The sequence below is a fragment of the Hyphobacterium marinum genome, from assembly GCF_036330325.1.
In the GTDB taxonomy this organism is placed as follows: domain Bacteria; phylum Pseudomonadota; class Alphaproteobacteria; order Caulobacterales; family Maricaulaceae; genus Hyphobacterium; species Hyphobacterium marinum.
In genome coordinates this window covers 990556-1009082 of record NZ_JAZDRO010000001.1, presented here as the reverse complement: position 1 = coordinate 1009082, position 18527 = coordinate 990556, and the positions used below count along the sequence as shown (strand labels likewise).

The 18527-nt window shown below is 63.8% G+C and carries 24 protein-coding genes; 19 read left to right on the top strand and 5 right to left on the bottom strand.

Features of this window, described 5'->3' with window-relative positions; genetic code table 11:
• Positions 1–77 precede the first annotated feature (77 nt).
• Both V0U35_RS04790 and V0U35_RS04785 read left to right on the top strand, forming a co-directional pair.
• Positions 78–362: a GNAT family N-acetyltransferase gene (locus V0U35_RS04790; protein ID WP_330195518.1), complete on the top strand. Its 285-nt coding sequence runs from the start codon at positions 78–80 to the stop codon at positions 360–362.
• 282 nt (positions 363–644) lie between these two features.
• Positions 645–2012: a serine hydrolase domain-containing protein gene (locus V0U35_RS04785; protein ID WP_330195517.1), complete on the top strand. Its 1368-nt coding sequence runs from the start codon at positions 645–647 to the stop codon at positions 2010–2012.
• On the opposite strand, the gene V0U35_RS04780 is transcribed toward V0U35_RS04785, so the two are convergent.
• Positions 2009–2272 (bottom strand): hypothetical protein, encoded by a 264-nt coding sequence (locus V0U35_RS04780; protein ID WP_330195516.1) that lies wholly within the window; start codon positions 2270–2272, stop codon positions 2009–2011. The two genes, V0U35_RS04785 and V0U35_RS04780, sit on opposite strands and share 4 nt — an antisense overlap.
• Positions 2273–2413: 141 nt before the next feature.
• Here V0U35_RS04780 and V0U35_RS04775 point away from each other — a divergent pair, with 141 nt between their 5' ends.
• On the top strand, positions 2414–3913 hold the full coding sequence (locus tag V0U35_RS04775; RefSeq protein WP_330195515.1) for a UbiD family decarboxylase: 1500 nt from the start codon (positions 2414–2416) through the stop codon (positions 3911–3913).
• On the opposite strand, the gene V0U35_RS04770 is transcribed toward V0U35_RS04775, so the two are convergent.
• Positions 3910–4437 (bottom strand): hypothetical protein, encoded by a 528-nt coding sequence (locus V0U35_RS04770; RefSeq protein WP_330195514.1) that lies wholly within the window; start codon positions 4435–4437, stop codon positions 3910–3912. The genes V0U35_RS04775 and V0U35_RS04770 overlap by 4 nt on opposite strands.
• Before the next feature lie 38 nt (positions 4438–4475).
• Between V0U35_RS04770 and V0U35_RS04765 the strand changes: the two genes are divergently transcribed.
• The 12 genes from V0U35_RS04765 (at position 4476) to V0U35_RS04710 (ending at position 12691) form a co-directional block, all read left to right on the top strand.
• A complete protein-coding gene (locus V0U35_RS04765; protein ID WP_330195513.1) occupies positions 4476–4979 on the top strand; it encodes a hypothetical protein in 504 nt (167 codons plus the stop codon).
• A gap of 228 nt (positions 4980–5207) precedes the next feature.
• Complete coding sequence (locus tag V0U35_RS04760; RefSeq protein ID WP_330195512.1) at positions 5208–5501, top strand: hypothetical protein; 294 nt, start codon at positions 5208–5210, stop codon at positions 5499–5501.
• Between the two features lie 102 nt (positions 5502–5603).
• A complete protein-coding gene (locus V0U35_RS04755; RefSeq protein ID WP_330195511.1) occupies positions 5604–6041 on the top strand; it encodes an FKBP-type peptidyl-prolyl cis-trans isomerase in 438 nt (145 codons plus the stop codon).
• A 114-nt stretch (positions 6042–6155) separates the two neighbouring features.
• Positions 6156–6374, top strand: coding sequence for a hypothetical protein (locus tag V0U35_RS04750; protein ID WP_330195510.1), 219 nt, complete (start codon positions 6156–6158; stop codon positions 6372–6374).
• Between the two features lie 73 nt (positions 6375–6447).
• Positions 6448–6834: a hypothetical protein gene (locus V0U35_RS04745; RefSeq protein ID WP_330195509.1), complete on the top strand. Its 387-nt coding sequence runs from the start codon at positions 6448–6450 to the stop codon at positions 6832–6834.
• Positions 6824–7492: a DsbA family oxidoreductase gene (locus V0U35_RS04740; RefSeq protein ID WP_330195508.1), complete on the top strand. Its 669-nt coding sequence runs from the start codon at positions 6824–6826 to the stop codon at positions 7490–7492. Before V0U35_RS04745 ends, V0U35_RS04740 begins: the two co-directional genes overlap by 11 nt.
• A 72-nt stretch (positions 7493–7564) precedes the next feature.
• Entirely contained in the window at positions 7565–8056 is a 492-nt protein-coding gene (locus V0U35_RS04735) for a hypothetical protein (RefSeq protein ID WP_330195507.1), read from the top strand.
• A gap of 12 nt (positions 8057–8068) precedes the next feature.
• Complete coding sequence (locus tag V0U35_RS04730) at positions 8069–8464, top strand: MAPEG family protein (protein WP_330195506.1); 396 nt, start codon at positions 8069–8071, stop codon at positions 8462–8464.
• A 43-nt stretch (positions 8465–8507) separates the two neighbouring features.
• Positions 8508–9869 (top strand): TldD/PmbA family protein, encoded by a 1362-nt coding sequence (locus tag V0U35_RS04725; protein WP_330195505.1) that lies wholly within the window; start codon positions 8508–8510, stop codon positions 9867–9869.
• On the top strand, positions 9856–10623 hold the full coding sequence (locus V0U35_RS04720; RefSeq protein ID WP_330195504.1) for an inositol monophosphatase family protein: 768 nt from the start codon (positions 9856–9858) through the stop codon (positions 10621–10623). The genes V0U35_RS04725 and V0U35_RS04720 overlap by 14 nt, the downstream gene beginning before the upstream one ends.
• A gap of 37 nt (positions 10624–10660) precedes the next feature.
• On the top strand, positions 10661–10918 hold the full coding sequence (locus V0U35_RS04715) for a DUF4170 domain-containing protein (protein WP_330195503.1): 258 nt from the start codon (positions 10661–10663) through the stop codon (positions 10916–10918).
• A 27-nt stretch (positions 10919–10945) separates the two neighbouring features.
• Positions 10946–12691: an ABC transporter ATP-binding protein gene (locus V0U35_RS04710; RefSeq protein ID WP_330195502.1), complete on the top strand. Its 1746-nt coding sequence runs from the start codon at positions 10946–10948 to the stop codon at positions 12689–12691.
• A gap of 3 nt (positions 12692–12694) precedes the next feature.
• Here the strand turns inward: V0U35_RS04710 and V0U35_RS04705 are convergent, their stop codons facing one another.
• Positions 12695–13360, bottom strand: coding sequence for a protein tyrosine phosphatase family protein (locus V0U35_RS04705; protein ID WP_330195501.1), 666 nt, complete (start codon positions 13358–13360; stop codon positions 12695–12697).
• Positions 13361–13464: 104 nt separating this feature from the next.
• Here V0U35_RS04705 and V0U35_RS04700 point away from each other — a divergent pair, with 104 nt between their 5' ends.
• The 4 genes from V0U35_RS04700 to V0U35_RS04685 are packed head-to-tail and all read left to right on the top strand — an operon-like array spanning position 13465 to position 17448.
• Positions 13465–14208, top strand: coding sequence for a lysophospholipid acyltransferase family protein (locus V0U35_RS04700; RefSeq protein ID WP_330195500.1), 744 nt, complete (start codon positions 13465–13467; stop codon positions 14206–14208).
• Positions 14205–15485, top strand: a complete 1281-nt coding sequence (locus V0U35_RS04695; RefSeq protein WP_330195499.1) for a 3-deoxy-D-manno-octulosonic acid transferase — start codon at positions 14205–14207, stop codon at positions 15483–15485. Before V0U35_RS04700 ends, V0U35_RS04695 begins: the two co-directional genes overlap by 4 nt.
• Positions 15482–16510: a tetraacyldisaccharide 4'-kinase gene (lpxK, locus tag V0U35_RS04690; protein WP_330195498.1), complete on the top strand. Its 1029-nt coding sequence runs from the start codon at positions 15482–15484 to the stop codon at positions 16508–16510. Before V0U35_RS04695 ends, lpxK begins: the two co-directional genes overlap by 4 nt.
• Positions 16507–17448 carry a lysophospholipid acyltransferase family protein gene (locus V0U35_RS04685; protein WP_330195497.1) on the top strand — a complete coding sequence of 314 codons (942 nt, stop codon included), beginning with the start codon at positions 16507–16509 and terminating at the stop codon, positions 17446–17448. Before lpxK ends, V0U35_RS04685 begins: the two co-directional genes overlap by 4 nt.
• Here V0U35_RS04685 and V0U35_RS04680 read toward each other — a convergent pair.
• Together V0U35_RS04680 and V0U35_RS04675 are read right to left on the bottom strand one after the other, a co-directional pair.
• Complete coding sequence (locus V0U35_RS04680; protein ID WP_330195496.1) at positions 17397–18281, bottom strand: M23 family metallopeptidase; 885 nt, start codon at positions 18279–18281, stop codon at positions 17397–17399. The genes V0U35_RS04685 and V0U35_RS04680 overlap by 52 nt on opposite strands.
• Positions 18278–18505: a DUF2093 domain-containing protein gene (locus V0U35_RS04675; protein ID WP_330195495.1), complete on the bottom strand. Its 228-nt coding sequence runs from the start codon at positions 18503–18505 to the stop codon at positions 18278–18280. Before V0U35_RS04675 ends, V0U35_RS04680 begins: the two co-directional genes overlap by 4 nt.
• Positions 18506–18527: the final 22 nt, after the last annotated feature.

The following is an 18527-nucleotide window of genomic DNA, read 5'->3' as shown; positions in this document are numbered from 1 at the left end:
ATGCAGCGGGCCTTGCAACCCGATCAGGCGTCGCCCGTTTCCAACCTGACCGCTTTCCCAAAACCGGAGACCCCAGCATGGCCCATGATATTCACCGCCAGGACGACGGCACACGCGGCCGCTTCTTCATCATCCTGCCCGACCATGCCGAGGCGGCCCTAGTCTATTCGAAACGGGAGGGAGTCTGGAGCGCGGATTCCACGCGGGTCCCCGAAGCCTATGGCGGGCGGGGCATCGCCGGGGAACTGGTCGAGGCACTGGTCGCTGCGGCCCGCAAGGAAAAGGTGAAAATCCGCCCCGCCTGCTCCTATGTCGCGCACTGGTTCGAGAAGCATCCCGACCACGCTGATCTGCTGGCGTGACGTCCTGAGCACTGCATACTTTACAGGCTGACGGGCAGTATTTCACCAAGGCTAAGCCGACGCTTCCCACCCCACCCTGACCCTCCCCTCAAGGGGAGGGAATGAGGACGGCGCCTCTCCCTCCCCCACCGGGGGAGGGTCGGGGTGGGGGGCATTGCATGGTTATCGGGCCTCGCATCGCTCTGGTTCGGTCCTTGGATCAAGTCCAAGGACCGAATGTAGAATCCCCCCGCTTGACCTCTCCCCTCGCCGCGCGACACTGACCGCGAAGGGGAGACGAACATGCAACGCGCACTCATCTGGGTTGGCGGCGGGCTCGCCGCGCTGATCGTTGCCGGCGTAGCGGCGCTCAACCTGTCAGCCCTGGGACAGATCTACATTCCGGCCGGAACGGGCATCGTCGCCAAACAGACCTGTTCACTGACCTGGGTCTCGGGCCTCGATCCCGACCGGGCCCGCGCGATGTATCTCGACCCGCTGCTGGGCGATGCCGGCACGGTCATGTCGGCCGATATCGATGAGGAAGCCCGCACCGTCCGCGCCAGCGCGCTCGGCCTGTGGGGCGCGACCGCGGTGTGGCGCGACGGGCTGGGCTGTACGCTGGTTCATCGTCCTGCCCTCTTCGATGCGGACCTGACCGTCCCATGGGAAGACGAGCCGGACTATTTCGATCTCGATATGTCCCACCGCGACGCCAATTTCGACACGGAGACCCTCTCGGCGGCCGTTGACGCGGCCTTCGGGGGCGAGGACGACCCGCGCAACACGATGGCCGTGGCCGTTTTCCATCAGGGGCGTCTGGTCGCGGAACGCTATGGCAATGGCGCGGACCGCACCACGCGCCTGCATGGCTGGTCGATGACCAAGTCGGCGATGGCGACACTGGCCGGCGTTCTGACGCAGCAGGGCCGGCTGGATATCACCGAGGCCGGCCAGGTCGCCGGTCTGGCCGAGCGAACAGATGACGCGGATGCGCAGGCCACGACCATCGAGGACCTGTTGCGCATGACCGGCGGGCGGGCCGTGGCCGAGCTCAATAACGGCTTCGATCCCAATTCCGACATGCTGATGACCGAGCCCGACATGGTCGCGTTTTCCGCGACCCGCGAGCGCCTGCACCCGCCCGGCGCGCACTGGCAGTACATGTCCGGTGACACGATCCTGGCGACCGCGACCATGCAGCGCCTGATGGGCGATACGCTGGAAGAACAGACGCGGGCCATCCGCGATGAGCTGTTCGAGCCGCTCGGTATCCGTACGGCCATTCTGGAGCCGGACAATTCGGGCACGTTTCAGGGCTCGTCCTATCTCTACATGACCGCTCATGACTGGGCGCGCCTGCTGATGCCCTACACGACCGGCGGCATTGTGAACGGCGAACAATTCATCCCCGAGAACTGGGCGGAGATCGTTTCGACACCGACCGAAGGTTCGGGCGGCATCTATGGCATGGGCTTCTGGATTCCCAATGCCCGCACGCCGGAAGTCCGCCTGCCGGACGATGCCTTCAACGCGCAGGGCTTTCAGGGCCAGTACGGCTTCGTCATCCCGTCCGAGGACCTCGTCATCATCCGCATGGGCGCGACTAATGGCGTCCAGACCCGCGCGCAGGAACTGGCTGCCTCGGTTGTCGCGGCAAGGCGAGGCTAACCGCGCCGGGACGCGTCGGTCTCTTCCAGTATGCGGTCGAACGGGTGCGGGATTATCCGCTCGGCTTTCTTCAGCCAGCGGTCAAACCGGGCATGTTTTGACCGCCAGGTCCGGATCCATTCCCGCGCGGCATCGGAGTTTGCGATGATCAGGGACAGGCCCACCGCGATCATCACCAGCCCGACCGGGACCGGCGTCCAGAACAGCGGTATTCCGCCCAGAATCAGCAGGCCGCCCAGGATCTGATAGACAATCGACATTGCCTTTCTAACGGGTGAGGCGGCGTCCGGTTCGGCTCGGTCCACAGTTCAGGCCCATTCGTCACACCGGCACCGGCTGGACTTCCCCCCGCAAAGCCGCACATTGGCTCCCGACGCACACGCACGAACGGGCAGTACTTCATGGCCTATACCTCCTTGCGCGATTTCCTGGCCGAGCTCGAAGCTGACGGCGACCTGAAACGGATCACCGAGCCGGTCTCAACCGAGCTGGAGATGACCGAGATTCACCGCCGCGTTCTGGCCGCGGGCGGCCCGGCCCTGCTCTTCGAGAATGTCGTCAACGAGAAAGGCGAGCGCGCGGAAATGCCCGTGCTGGTCAATCTTTTCGGCACGGTGGAGCGTGTGGCGCGCGGGGTGACGCTCGGTGGCGCGGCGCGGCGCACGGCCAAGGAATTACGCGCGGTCGGCGACCTTCTCGCCTTCCTGCGCCAGCCCGAGCCGCCCAAGGGGTTGAAGGACGCCGTCGCCCTGCTGCCGGTGGCCAAACAGGTCCTCTCCATGCGCCCCGGCCATGTCAAGAAAGCGCCCTGTCAGGACGTGGTCCTGACCGGTGACGACATCGATCTCGACCGCCTGCCGATCCAGACCTGCTGGCCGGGCGAGCCGGCTCCGCTCATCACCTGGCCGCTCGTCGTCACGAAAGGCCCGGGCGGCGACAAGCGCGACGACTACAATCTCGGCATCTACCGGATGCAGAAACTCTCGAAGACGCGCACGCTGATGCGCTGGCTGAAGCATCGCGGCGGCGCCCAGCACTATCAGCGCTGGAAGGACAAGAAACCCGAGCCCCTGCCCGCCGCCGCCGTTCTGGGGGCCGATCCGGGCACCATCCTCGCCGCCGTCACCCCGGTCCCCGACACGCTGTCGGAATACCAGTTCGCGGGGCTGCTGCGGGGCAAGAAGGTCGACCTCGTCGACTGCAAGACGGTCCCCTTGCGCGTGCCGGCCGAGGCCGAAATCGTCATCGAGGGCCATGTCCTTCTCGACGAGGACGGGCCGGAAGGCCCCTATGGCGATCACACCGGCTATTACAATTCGGTCGAGCGCTTCCCCGTCTTCGAGATCAGCGCCATCACGATGCGCAAAGACCCGATTTATCTCTCGACCTATACCGGTCGCCCGCCCGATGAGCCGAGCGTGCTCGGCGAGGCCTTGAACGAGGTCTTCATCCCCCTCTTCCAGCAGCAATTTCCCGAAGTCGTCGATTTCTGGCTGCCGCCGGAAGGGTGCAGCTATCGCATCGCCGTCGTGTCGATGAAGAAGGCCTATGCCGGTCACGCCAAGCGCGTGATGATGGGCGTGTGGTCCTATCTGCGCCAGTTCACCTACACCAAGTGGGTGATCGTGGTGGACGACGATATCGACGCGCGCGACTGGAAAGACGTGATGTGGGCGGTCTCGACCCGCATGGATCCGGCGCGCGACATCACCGTGATCGAGAACACGCCCATCGACTATCTCGATTTCGCCTCGCCGGTTTCCGGCGTCGGCTCGAAAATCGGTCTCGACGCGACCAACAAACTGCCCGGCGAAACGGACCGCGAATGGGGCGACAAGCTCGACATGGACGACGCGACGAAGAAGCGGGTCGATGAGATGTGGGGACGGTTGGGGCTTTAGGTTTTAAATAGTATTTCTTCGCTTGTACCTATTTCACTCGTGTTAACGATCACCGACCAGCTTTCATAAGCGACCGACGGACCGGGCAAATCTCTTTGAAGAAGCCGACCAGAAAGTAAGAAATTACCTCGATCCCCAGTGATTTTGATAGGTAATGCCTTCAAAAACCCCCGATTGCCGGCCATGTATATTGCAGAATCAGAAATATTTTTTTGGGATTTGTTCACAAAAACTAATGAATTTATGTCCACGCGAATCTTCGCTTTCGGAAATACAATGACTTCTTCGGATCCCCAACCATCATCTAGCTCATTGGCATGAACCCAATAGGGACGCGGGTTCCTATCGCCATCACGGAATTTTCCGATGATGATTCCTATGGGAACATTGTTGTTCCCTCCGCTTGCGTTCGCTCTAAAAGCCAAACAGCGACCGCCAATGTGCGGATTCTCAAGTATTCCTATCTCCCCCACTTCCATTCGGAATAAGTTTGTAGGAAAACCAGCATTAATTACATCGACCAAAACTGAGCTCCGCTCCGACAGAAATGCTATATTTTATCATGTACTCCGCAATCAGAAAGAATGCCGAACGATACCTCACATCGGGCGATGATGATAAGGCTATGTCCGAGGATGCGCAATTTTGGTTTCGGCGCATTTTCACAAATTTGCTTATCGGAAATGCGGCGGCCCTTGTGTCGCTGGGAGCATTCCTAACTTCTTCCGATTCGCCGATGGCCGAAGTAGCAAGCCTTGTATTTCCTGCTTTTGTCGCTTTTTCAGTTGGTCTGGTCTTTTCCGGTTTGACCCCGTTCACCCTCTGGGGGCGGATATTATTTCAAAAGCCCCGAGAACGAACGGCATTAGATGTAAGCGATTTAAAGGAAATGAAGGATTCTGAAAAACTACCCCAATCACTAGGCTACAGCCATCCAATATTTTGGTCTGCCATCCATTTAATTGTTCGCTACATCGGTTTTGGGATGGCTGTTATATCAGCAATTTCTTTTTGCATCGGACTTTTTTTAGTCCTGTTCGGAATTTCCGGGTTGCAAACCAACTAGTAATTTCAATAGTTCAGAGATATTCAAATCGACCCCGCACTGCTTGCACAATACACAACCTGATCGAAAGGGTGTCGTACGGGCTGGAATTATCTCTGGTTTGAAATCGTCTCGGATACAGACCCTTATTTCGACCGGGAGTAGGTCCCGGCACGGTGGCCGGGACCGCAAGATTAGTTTGTGTTCCCTGGCCACAAAGCCGCCATGCCGGGCGGCAAGTGTGCGCCCATGCTGATCGTTCTTCTCGCCGTCCTCCTGCAGGACGCTCCGCCCAAGCCGGTGCCGCCGCTCTGTGCGCCAGACGCGGTGGAGCAGAGTGAATGCCTGCGTCCGCTGGACGATCCCGTGGAAACAACCAAGCCCGGCGCGCCCGGATACGGTTTCCAGAACTATCCGCGCGACGAGGCGATCAGGGATGCGGTGAACGCCCAGCGTGAGGCGGAGGAGCGAGAGGCTGGTGATCTGGACATTGGCCCCTCACCCCAATCCCCTCCCCCGAGGGGAGAGGGTGGACCCATTTGACTTTCGCCCGTCAGATTGCGACCCATGCGGCTCACAGGCGGATATCTCCGCCGCACCGCGCGAGCCCGCGCCCGATCTGTTCACTCCCATCAGGACTGTTTCATGCAAACCGCAAAGAAGGGCGACACCGTCCTTGTCAATTATATCGTCCGCACCTCTGACGGCACCATTGTCGGCAAGACCGAAGAGAATGCGCCCATTTCCCTCACCATTGGCAAGGCCGAGATTTTTCCCGAAGTGGAAGCCGCGCTCGACGGCATGGAAGTCGGCAACGAAACCCAGGCGCTGGTGAGCTCCGAGAATGCGTTCGGGCCCCGGCGCGACGAGATGATCATCGAGATTCCCCGCGCCAAGCTGCCCCCGGAAATGACGCCGCAGCCGGGCATGGCCCTGGGGGCCCAGCAACCGGACGGCTCGACCGTACAGCTGACCATCACCGCGGTCGGCGAAGACAGCGTCACGGCCGATGGCAATCACCCGCTGGCGGGGCAGGATCTGCAGTTCGCCCTCGAACTCGTCGAGATCAAATCTGCGGCCTGAGGCCGGTACCCGGCGTTTATCGGGGGAACGGGGCAGGATTGGTAATTCACGCCCCCTTAACCCCATCCCCGGCTTTCGCTCGCGCACAATGGGCCGGGCGGGCAAACTGACCTGATGAACGCGCTTTATCCCACGGCCCTTGCCGGCATGGTTGCGGCCCAGAACCGGGTCATCGGCGCGGCGCGCGCGGTCGCCAATCCCGGCGTTGATGCTGCCGACATGGCGCGGTCCGCCGTGGAGATGAAGTCGGCCAAGGCCGCGCACGCCGCCGCCGCGTCTGTCGCGCGGACCGCTGCAGACATGGAAGACCGCCTGCTCGACATTCTTGTCTGAGCCCGGTGATTGACCGGCACGGGCGCGAACCGGCAAGCTGGTGCCAGGACCAGACGCCCCGGGAGCGCCGCCAATGATTGCCAGTCTTCTTGCCCTTGCGGCCCTCCAGACATCCGCCCTGCCCACTGATACCGACACGTTGCGGGGCTTCATGGCCCATTCCTGCCGCATCCAGCAGGCGGCCAACCAGGGCGGCAATTCGGTCGAATACAGCGAGTTCTGCGCCTGTCTCGCTGGCGAGATCGAGGAAAATACCGGCGACGATCTGTTCCGGGCGATGGCTTTGGGCAGTCAGGGTGCCTTGCAGGACAATGCGCTCATCGAGGACTGGAACGCGGCCCGCGAGGAATCGGAAGCCATTTTCGGCACGCTCGAACCTGAAGAACAGGTGTCCGCCGGCGTCGTGATCCAGGCCGGTCTGGGTGTGTGCCTGCCGCTGATGCCCGCCCATGTCCAGTAAGGCGGGTCCGGTCCAGGTCGATTTCGTCTCGGACTTCGTCTGTCCGTGGTGCTGGCTGGGTCATCGCAACTGGCTGGCTGCCCAGAAACAAGTGCCGGAGATCAAGGCGGTTACTGTCTGGCGGCCCTATGAGCTCGACCCCGCCCTGCCGCGCGAGGGCAAGCCCTACAAGGCCTATATGAAAGCGAAATTCGACGGCTCGAACCGCGAGGTCTGGCAGAAAATGCGCGACCATCTCGAAGCCGCCGCACCGGGGGCCGGGATTGAATTCCGCTTTGACGAGATCGAACACCGGCCGTCCACGCTCGACGCCCATCGCCTGATGCGCTGGGCGCGGGGGCAGGATGCGGCCGTTGCCGACCGCGTGGCCGATGCCCTCTTTGAAGCCTATTTTTCGAAACTCGAGAATATCGGCGACCCGGGCGTACTGGCCCGGATCGGCACCGAAGCCGGGCTGGACGAAGCGGTGCTGACCGACCTCCTGCCCGGTGACCGGGATGCGGCCGCAGTTCGCGACGAGGCGAATTTCTTCCGCCGGCTGGGCGTGACGGGCGTGCCGACCTTCGTCTTCAACGGTCAGCTGGCCCTGCCCGGCGCAGCAGCCCCGGAGACACTGGCCGAAGCCCTCAAAGAGGCCGCCGCCCTTCCTGCCCGATAGATTGGGCGTTCCCTCCCTTCGCCGCACGCGCTAGTGTTTCCGGCTCAACACACGTGACCGGGGAGGAACACGATGAAACTGACACACCTGACGGCCCTGACGGCCGCGCTGGCACTGGCAGCCTGCAGCGGTGGCAACGACACCACTGATCCTGAAACGCCCGAAGCCATCAATGGCGAGGTCGAGTTCTCCGACGGCACGTCGGACGAAAGCGGCGGCGAAGGCGGGAATGGCGACGAAGCCATGACCAATGAGGACTATGCCGCCGCACGCGACCGGATTCTCGGCCGCGATACGATGGAAGAAGGCCGCGAGGACCCCGAATTCACCGCCGCCTGCCTGTCGGCCTCGAACATGAATGAAGACATGTGCCGCTGCATCAGCCGCCACTCCACGGCCAATCTGACCGACCGCAGCCGCGACTTCCTCCTGGCGACGCTGACCGAGAACACCCAGGAAGCCGCGCGCCTCCGCGGTGAAATGACGATGCAGGAAGCCTCTCAGGCAGGCATGTTCATGGTCAATTCGGCCACGACCTGCGCGGCCGAAGGCCACAATCAGTAGGATCGCCCCACAATGAGCGCGCTTGACGCTGCCGGTCTCTATACTGGCCTGAACCTGCTGATCCTGGTCATCCTCGGCTTTCACGTCAGCATGGGGCGGCGCAAGAATGCCGTCTCGATGGGGGATGGCGGCAATCCCGGTATGAATGCCCGGGTACGGGCTCACGGCAATGCGGCGGAATGGATCCCCGGCGCGCTTGTTGGCCTGGTCGTGCTGGCCCTGATGGGAGCGTCAGCCTTCCTTATCCACACTTTTGGCCTGCTCTTCACACTGGCGCGGGCCGCCCATGCCTATGCGATGTGCACGGGCGGGCGGCCCGGACCGGGCCGCTTCATGGGTTCGCTCATCACCTATGCCAGCTATCTGGTCATGGGTGTGGCGCTTATCTATTTCGCCGTCACCGTGTGAGGCAGCGTTGCGCAGGGCCAGGGCGGGCGTTACCAAACCCGCCATGAGCTCTGATACGCAAAGCCCCGATCCGACTGCCCTTGAAGCCCTCGCGCAGGACCTGATGTCCCGCGCCCTGAAGGCCGGGGCAGATGCCGCCGAAGCTGCGATCGTGGAATCGCGTTCGCTGGAATTATCCGTCCGCGACGGCAAGCTGGAAGACGTGGAACGGTCCGAAAGCCGGGACGCGGGCATTCGCGTCTTTGCCGGCAAGCGCCAGGCCGGCGTGACCTTCTCGGACCTGTCTCTGGACGGCAGCCAGGCCGCGATTGAACGCGCCGTCGCCATGGCGAAGGCCGCCCCTGAAGACCCCTATGCGGGCCTCGCCGATCCCGGGCAGCTGGCGACGGACTATCCTGCCCTCGACCTTTACGAAGCCAGCGACTGGACACCGGAGACGCTGGAAAAGCTGGCGTGTGACATCGAGACGGCGGCCCGCGGTGTGCCGGGCGTCACGATGACGGAATCAGCCTTTGCCTCGACCGGTGAAGGCGCGGTCGGGGCGGCGTCGTCGAACGGGTTTTCCGGGGCCTGGCGCAAGTCCAGCTGCGGCTATGGCATTAGCGTCATCGCGGCGAAGAACGGCGCGATGGAACGCGACTACGCGATGACCAGTGCACGCCGCCTTGCCGATCTGCGCGACATCACCGACGTCGGCACCGAAGCCGGAGAGCGCACGGTGGCGCGGCTGGGGCCGCAGCGCCTTAAATCCGGCCCCCGCCCGGTCATCTTTGACCGCCGCGTCTCGACCGCCTTCCTGTCGGCCCTCTGCGGCGCGATCAGCGGCCCGGCTGTGGCGCGCGGTGTCTCCTTCCTGCGCGACAAGATGGGCGAAAAAGTCTTCGCCGAGGGCATTCACGTTATCGACGACCCCCACCGGCCGTGGGGGTTCGGCTCCCAGCCTTTCGACGGTGAAGGCGTCGCGACCCGGAAGCGCGCCGTCATCGAGGATGGCCGGCTGACGACCTGGTTCCTCAACTGCGCTGCCGCCCGTCAGCTGGGGCTGGAAGCCAATGGCTACGCCTCGCGGAGCCTGGGCGGTCCGCCGGGTGCCGGTCCGAGCAATCTGCACATGGACGCCGGCAAGACGACGCGCGCGGACATGATCGCCGGGATCGACGAGGGCCTTCTGGTCACCGAGATGTTCGGCCCGTCGCTCAATCCCAATACCGGTTCCTGGTCGGTCGGCGTCTCCGGTTTCCGCATCGCGAAGGGCGAAATCGACCACCCGGTCAGCGAAATCACCGTCGCGGGCGATCTCAACGCCATCTTCGCCCGGCTGCAGCCCGCGGATGACCTGCTCTTCCGGGGCTCGGTCAATGCGCCGAGCATTTTCGTGGACGGCCTCTCCGTTGGCGGGTCCTGACGCCGACCGTGATCTGCTGGACAGCGCTGCTCGCGCGGCGGGGGACATTCTTGCGCGCTTCTATCACGAGGGTGCCGAGGTCTGGGAGAAATCCCGCAACAATCCGGTGACCGAAGCCGACATCGCGGCAGAGACCGCCTTGCGTGACACGCTGCTCGCCGCGCGACCCGGTTACGGGTGGCTGTCCGAGGAAACCGAGGACGACGGCTCGCGCCTGGAAAAGACCCGCGTATTCGTCGTAGACCCGATGGACGGTACCCGCGCCTTCATCCGCCGCCGCCCGCATTTCACCGTCTCGCTAGCGGTCGTGGAGGCGGGCCTGCCGATTGCCGCCGCCGTCTATAACCCGCTCACCGACGAGATGTTTTCCGCAGCGCGCGGATCGGGAGCGTGGAAGAATGGTAAGCAGACCCAGGTAACCGGGCATGCGAGGATTGCCGGTGCCCGCCTGCTGGGCGACACGGACTATTTCCGCAAATCCCTGGCGGACAGCGCGTCCATCGAACGAAGAAATTCCATCGCCTACCGGCTGGCGCTGGTCGCCAGTGGCGAATACGACGGCGCGGTCTCGCCACGCCCGAAGTCGGACTGGGATCTTGCCGCCGGTCAGCTGCTGGTCGAGGAAGCCGGTGGCATCCTGACCAACACGGACGGTGACAGCTATAGTTACGGACTTCAAAGTGTGCGCAAGAGTCCACCGCTTGCGGCTGGCCCGCACCTTCACGCCTTGCTAAGAGAGCGCCTCGCACACTAGCTAGGCACACCCAACAACAAGGCTGAGAAATACCGCCATGTCTGACACTGCGACCGGCAAACAACTCCTCCACATCGTCATCGGCGGCGAACTGGCAAATGTCGGCCCGAAGGCCCATGAATTCAAAGACTTGTCGAATATCGACTTCGTCGGTGCCTTCGGGTCCTACGAGGATGCCCGCAAGGCCTGGAAGTCGGCCGCGCAGTCGACCGTCGACAACGCCCACATGCGCTATTTCATTATCCATGCGCACCGCCTGCTCGACCCGGCGAATGACGACACCCACGAGCACTGACGCGCCGGGTCCGCGAAAGGAGAGGGTTTGAGCGAGACCGACACGCCTGCCTCGACGCTATTGGCCCGGCTGTGGCGGGAGTATCTCGCGCCGCGCTGGCGGCTGGTGACGGTCGCGGTCGTGCTCTCGGCTCTGACCGCGGCGGCGGCCTCGTCCTACGCCTTCATGGTGCAGTGGGCATTCAGCCTGATCGAACGCGAGGACGCCCGCGTGGTCTGGCTCGCGCCCATCGTCATCATCGCGATTTCCGCCATTCGTGGCCTGTCGCTTTATCTCCAGACCCTACAGACCAACCGCCTCGCCCTGAAAGTCATGCAGGACTTGCAGGAAGCGATGTATGTCCGCCTTGTCCGCGCCGATTTCGCCCGGCTGGTTCGCGAGCCCGTCGGCAACCTCGTTTCCCGCTTCACCAATGACATCACGCTGATGCGCGAGGCGCTGGTTCGCGCCGCGAACAACCTCCTGCGCGACACGCTGACCGTCGCCGGTACCATTGCGGCAATGTTCTATTTCGACTGGATGCTCGCGATCCTGGTCCTTGTCATCTACCCAATCGCCGCCCTGCCCGTCATCCGGATCGGCAAGATGCTGCGCCGGACCTCAACCGAGGCCCAGACCCAGATGGGCGAGGTGACAAGCTTCCTTGATGAGAGCTTTTCCGGTGCGCGCATGGTGAAAACCTACCGGCTGGAAGACTACGAGACAGAACGCTCCAGGCATGCCTTTCTCGACCGTTTCCGCCTGGCCTTGTCGCTTACCGCATCAAAAGCGCGGGTCGATCCGATCCTCGAAATCGTGGGCGGAGCGGCCCTTGCCGGTGTTCTGGCCGTCGGCGGCTGGCGGATATCGCAGGGAGCGACCAGCATCGCCGATATTTTGGGCTTTCTGACCGCCATTGCCATGATGGCCCCGGCGGTTCGCGCCATCGGCACGCTGAGCGCTGTCGCCCAGGAAGGCATGGCCGTCCTCAACCGCGCCTTTGCCTTGATCGATGAACCGGACACGGTATTGGAATCGCCGGACGCCAAACCGCTGAATATCCTGAAGGCCGAAGTCGTCCTCGAAGACGTCGAGTTCGCCTATGGTGACGGGGCCACAGCCCTCCACGATATCAATGTTACGGCGAAGTCGGGCGAGACCATCGCCTTCGTCGGCCCGTCAGGTTCGGGCAAGACGACCATCCTCAATCTTATTCCGCGGCTTTATGATCCGGTCGCCGGCTCGGTCCGGATCGACGGCCAGGACATCAGCAAGGCTACCGTCAAATCTGTGCGTGACGCGGTTGCTCTCGTCAGCCAGGACGTCACGCTGTTTGACGACTCGATCCGCGCCAACATCGCCTTCGGACGCCTGGACGCCAGCGACGCCGAGATCATCGACGCGGCCAAGGCTGCTGATGCGCACGACTTCATCACCGCCCTGCCCCAGGGCTATGACACGCCCGTCGGCCCGCGCGGCGGCAAACTGTCGGGCGGACAGCGCCAGCGCATCGCCATCGCCCGTGCCATTCTGAAAGATGCGCCCATCCTGTTGCTGGATGAAGCGACCAGTGCGCTCGACGCCGAGGCTGAAGCCCGCGTGCAGGAGGCGCTGAAAAGGCTGGCGAAGGGCCGCACGACTTTGGTCATCGCCCACCGGCTCGCCACCGTGCGCGATGCCGACCGGATCTGTGTGCTGGAGGATGGCCGTATCGTGGAGGACGGCCGGCATGACGATCTGATCGCCCGCGACGGCCTCTATGCCCGCCTCAGCAAGCTTCAGTTCGCGACCTGACCGCTATTCGCGGCGCAGCAGTTTCTCGGTGAGCAGATTGCCCCACCACGACCCCATGAAACCGTCATGAATGGCCTGGCGGTCATATTTCGTGCGTACCCAGTCCATGAAGTCGATGGGCTCGGCGGCATTCGCCTGACGGTACTGGTCGAAGAAGTAGTCGAGCATGCCCGTCTTGCCCTGCTTCACGTGAAGATACTTGCCCGACAGGTGCTCGATGGCCTGTTCGAACGGCCAGTTCAGCTGGGTGATGGCGTAGATCACCGCGACGATACCCGCCCGGTCCGCACCCGACTTGCAGTGCATCATCGCAGGATATTCGATCGTCTCGAACGTCTTCACGAGATTTTCGATCCGCTCCACATAGGGCGCTTCGCGCGACCCCCAGGGCAGGTCGATCATGGTGATGCCATGACGCTCGCAGGCATCGCGTTCCAGGTCGTAATAATGGCGGCCCGGCTGGGTTCCGCGAAGATTGAGAATGGTCTTGAAACCCTGCTCGGCCAGCCATTTTACCCGGTTCGGCGACGGCTGGTTGGCCCGCCACATGCCCTTGTCGCCAATCGGGTGCATGTTGTGGAAGCGCAGGCGCAACACGCCATGGTCCTTCCACAGATAGTCGCTCCACGCGCGGTGCCGGTCATCGGGATCGGAAAGGTCGTAACTCATCGTCTCGTCCAGGGCTTTCGCGCGGGTTTAGGCGGACGGGCGGCGGGGCGCAACCGCGCGCGCAGCTTGACCGGAGCGCCGGAAATGCGCCAGCAAGGCTCACCATGCTGAAAGCCCTTATCCGGTCTGCGCCCATCCAGATTGCCGCGGCCTGGTGCCTCGCCAACTACATGCGCCTGTGCGCCGGCACGAAACGCTGGGACCAGCGCGGCCGCGAACATCTCGATGCGGTCACGCAAGGTGGCACCGGAATCGTCGCCGCCTTCTGGCATTCGCGCATCGGGCTGTCCTTTGTCGGTTGGGACATGACCGCCCGGCAGACGCCCCACATGCTGATCTCGCGCTCGCGGGAGGGCGAGTTCATCGCCCGTTTCGCCCGCACGCTGAACATTGGCGTCGTGCGCGGTTCCTCCCGCAACGCCAAGAAAGACAAGGGCAAGGGCGGCATGACCGCTTTCCGGGCGATGAGCCGGACCGTCGAGGCGGGCGGCTGCATGGGCCTGACCATTGACGGGCCGCGCGGGCCGCGCATGCGCGCCAGCGCCGGGGCGCTGCGCCTGGCCAAGGCGACCGGCGCGCCGGTGATGATCTTTTCCTGGTCGGTGACCAACAAGATGGTCGCCAAGTCCTGGGACCGTTTCATCCTGCCCTACCCGTTCGGGCGCGGCGTCGTGGTCTGGAAGGAGGCCCTGCACGTGCCCGCCGACGCCAGCCCGGCGGAAATGGAATCGCTGCGCCTTGAACTCGAACGCCGCCTCAACGAGGCGACCCGCGAAGCCGACGAAGCCTGCGGCGGCCCGGTCATTGAACCGGCCGAACCGAAAAACCTGGCGGGAGCGGCGGGGTGAGCCTGCCCCTCATGCTCTACGCCTACCGGGCGCTGACCTGGGCGTTGGGCCCGGTGGCGGCCCTGATGCTGCGATCGCGCGCCGATCACGGCAAGGAAGATGCCGGACGGCTGGGCGAGCGTTTTGGCCGCTACTCGAAGGCACGGCCTGACGGCCCATTGGTCTGGATGCATGGGGCCAGCGTCGGGGAATCCCTCATCCTTCTCACCCTGATCGACGCCATCCGCGCCGAACGCGGCGCGGTCAATGTGCTGGTGACGACCGGGACGCTGACCTCGGCCGATCTGGTTGCGCGCCGCGCACCAGAGGGCGTCATCCACCAATTCCTGCCCATCGACCGCCCCGGCCCGGTGCGGCGCTTCCTCAAACACTGGCGGCCCGATGCGGCGGTTTTCGCCGAGTCTGAAATCTGGCCCAACCTGATCCTCGAAACACAGGCGCGCGGCATTCCCATGGTGCTGGTCAATGCCAGGATGAATGACGGTTCGCTGGCCCGCTGGCTGCGCTGGAAAACCAGCGGCCAGGCGCTTTTGTCGGCCTATTCGTGGATCGGGGCCGCCGACCGGCGTACCGCCGACGGCCTGACGAAAATCCTCGACACCGAGATTCCGCTCGCGGGAAATCTCAAGCTCGATGCGCCGGCCCTCCTCGCCGATCAGAGTGAACTGACAGCTCTGCGAACCGCGCTGGCGGGCCGGAACATCTGGCTCGCCGCCAGCACGCATGAGGGCGAGGAGACAGTCGTGCTCGCGGCCCACCAAACGCTTGCCGACCGCCATGACCGGCCTTTGCTGATCCTTGCGCCGCGCCATCCTGAACGTGGCGATGCGCTTGCGGCGCAAATCACAGCTGGTGGATTTACGATGGCCCGCCGGTCATCCGGCGAGGTGCCCGACGCGGACTCGACGGTCTGGCTGGCCGACACGCTCGGTGAAATGCCGCTCTGGTATGGGCTGGCCCCCGCCGCGCTGATCGGCGGCAGCCTGATCGACGGCATTGGCGGTCACAATCCCATTGAGGCCAGCAAGGCCGGTGCGAGCATCATCTCCGGCCCGTTCACCGCCAGCTTCGACGATGTTTATGCCGCCTATCGCCAACACGACGCCGCGATTTTCGCCAGCGATGCCGAGGCCATCGCCGATGCCGTTGATGCGATCTGGTCGGGCAAGGGGCCGCAGGCTGACGCCGTGACCAAGGCTCTCACCGTCGCGTCGGGCGGCGCGCTCAAAATAACGATGTCCGCGATTCGGCCGATCTTCGCCGGGAGCCTGTCGTGAAGCCGCCCCGCTTCTGGTCCGGCGGCAAGGCCGGTGCGCTGGGCAGCGTCGCCCAGGCCGCCTTTACCCCGCTGTCGCGAATCTATGAATGGGCCGGCGCGCGCAGGATCGCCCGAACTGTCCCGGTAGAGGTTCCACCCTTTGTCGTCTGTATTGGCAATCTGACGCTGGGCGGTACGGGAAAGACACCCATCGCCATCGCCGCGCTGGAAACCTTCAACGAACGGAAGATTACCGCCCATTCCGTGACACGGGGCTATGGCGGATCGCTGACCGGCCCAGTGCGGGTCGACCCCGACCGCCAGACCGCGGAAGATACCGGCGACGAGCCGCGGCTTCTGGCGCGTGTGGCACCGACCTGGATCAGCCGCGACCGGGTTTTCGGCGCGCGTCAGGCCGGTGTCGCCGGCGCGAAGGCGATCGTGCTCGATGACGGCTACCAGAATCCGCGCCTTGGAAAGGACTTCTCCATTCTCGTGGTCGATGGCGAAGCCGGTTGGGGAAATGGCCGCGTCTTTCCGGCCGGCCCCCTGCGCGAGCCCGTCGCCGCCGGTCTGGCCCGTGCCCAGGCCGTCATTGTCATGATGCCGGATGGAGAGACCGAACCGGACCTGCGCGCTCTTGATCTCGATGAGCTGGAAATTCCGGTCCTGACCGCTTGGCTGGAACCGGTTTCACCGCCGCCGCAAGAAAAGCTGGTCGCCTTTGCGGGGATTGGCCGCCCGCAGAAATTCTTCGATTCACTGACCGCCGCCGGGGGGCAGGTCGCCGAGACGCGCGGTTTTTCCGACCATCATCCCTACAGTCCGCGCGAGCTGGCCGAACTGCGTGACCTTGCCGATGGTCACGGCGCGTCACTGGTCACCACGGAAAAGGACTGGGTCCGCATTCCAGCCGAGTACCGCACCGCCATCACTGCCTGGCCGGTACGCGCCGCCTTTCGCGAGCCGGAACGATTCAAGGCTTTGTTGCTCGACGCCATGGACGCTGCCAAGGCCGAACAGCTAGAGGACAAGACGTCATGAGCGTGTCGATCTGGCAGAAAATCGGCTGGCGCGCCGAAGCGCTGATCTGGGACGCCTATAACGGCTTCTTCCGGCTGTTCCCGCTCGACCGGGCCAGCACCATGGGCGGGGCGATCCTGCGCTTCATCGGTCCGTTGACCTCGACCCACCATGTCGCGCGCGTGAACATGCAGCGCGCCTTCCCCGACGCGAAGAAGCCGGAGATCGACCGCCTGCTCTCGCGCATGTGGGACGGGTTCGGCCGCATGCTGGGCGAGACCCCGCACATGGCCGAATTCGCCGGCGAGAAAGTCCTCGAACGCGTCGAGATCGAGGGGCTCGAACATGTCGAGGGGATGCGCAATGGCGAAGCCGCGATCGTCATCAGCGGGCATTTTTCCAACTGGGAAGTGATGGGGGCCGCGCTCGCCTGGACCGGGCTCGATCTCAACATCACCTACCGCCACGCCAATAACCCACTGATCGACAAGCGTATTCTGGACTCGCGACACGAATACGGCATTCGCCTGCTGACCGCGAAGGGCAGCGACGGGGCCAAGGCGCTGATCGCGGCGCTGCGCAAGGGAACATCCGTTGCGCTGATGAACGATCAGAAGATGAATGATGGCGTTGCCGCGCCCTTCTTTGGCTTTGATGCCATGACGGCCCCGGGACCGACCAAGCTCGCCATGCGGGTCGGCGCGCCGATTATTCCGGTAATCACACGGCGCCTCGAAGGCGCGCGCTTCCGCATGACCTTCTATCCGCCGATCACGCCGAGCGAGAATCCGGACAAGGCCGCAGCCGTTGTCGAGACAGTGGCGAAGATCAACGCCTTCATCGAGGACCGGATTGTGGAGGCCCCGGAGCAGTGGTTCTGGGTCCACCGCCGCTGGGACAAGGCGATCTACCGCAAAGCCGACAAGTCGAGTTCAAGCGCCAGCGCCGGATCGATATAGCGGTTACGCCACTTGATGCGCCAGTCGACATGGGCCCCGGTCGCTCTTCCGCCTGCACCAATGGACCCGATCCGGTCGCCCTGACGAACGATCTGGCCGACTTCCACATCAACCTCGCTCAGATGCAGGAAGGCGCTGGTAAAGCCTTGCCCGTGGTCGATGAAGATGAGGCCACCCTCGTAATACATATCGTCATCAGCCAGCGTAACGATCCCGTCCGCAACCGCCACGACCGGTGTGCCGGCATCATTGGCGTAGTCGAGCCCGTAGTGCGGGCGGCGCGGCTCGCCATTGTAATAGCGCTGCGACCCGTAGACCCCCGTGATGATGCCGTCAGCCGGCGGGATGAACCCGCCCGCGAAACCATTCCCGTCCCAGCGCGATGTATAGGCGGCAGCTTTCTGGCGGGACTGTTCGCGGATACGGACCAGGGCTTCTTCCGGCGGTGTCACCGTGTTCTGGGGCACGCCCTCGATCCGCTGAATGTCGTATTCGCGTTGCTCGACGGCATGGGTCGTCTCGATCCGCGTGCCGCCCGCCAGATCGGCACGCATCACGACTTCCGGACCGGCATCGCGGTCGAGACCGAGAATGGCCCAGCCCTCCGCGTCCGCCGTTGCGCTCTGGTCACCCAGAGCAATCACTGTGCCCGGCGCGGCGCGGCAGATGATTGTCGCACCCTGGATGAAGGGGCCGACACACTCCATGCCCAGCGTGGATTCGCCCGGCTCGGTGGCTTCTGCCATGGTCGCGTCCGCCGTCAGCAGGTCGCCGATCGGATCGGCAGCGGCACTGCCCTGAATCGCCAATCCCAGCAGAAAAGCCGCGATCATTGGGCCGGATCCTTGTGCGTCTCGCGCCACTGCTGAACCGAGGCATAGGCGTCGCGATAGGCTTCCTGACGCACCGCGCTCCAGTAGCGCAGGTCATTCAGCGGAATCTTGTCGCCGGTCACCGCGCAAACCACATAGGCACCCGGCTTCAGGATCATGAAATCCGCGTCGCCGTATTCGAGCTGGGCTTCGCCGGAAAAATCGTCTTCAAAGGGCGTGTTCATGGCCTCCGTCTAGCACGCGTCA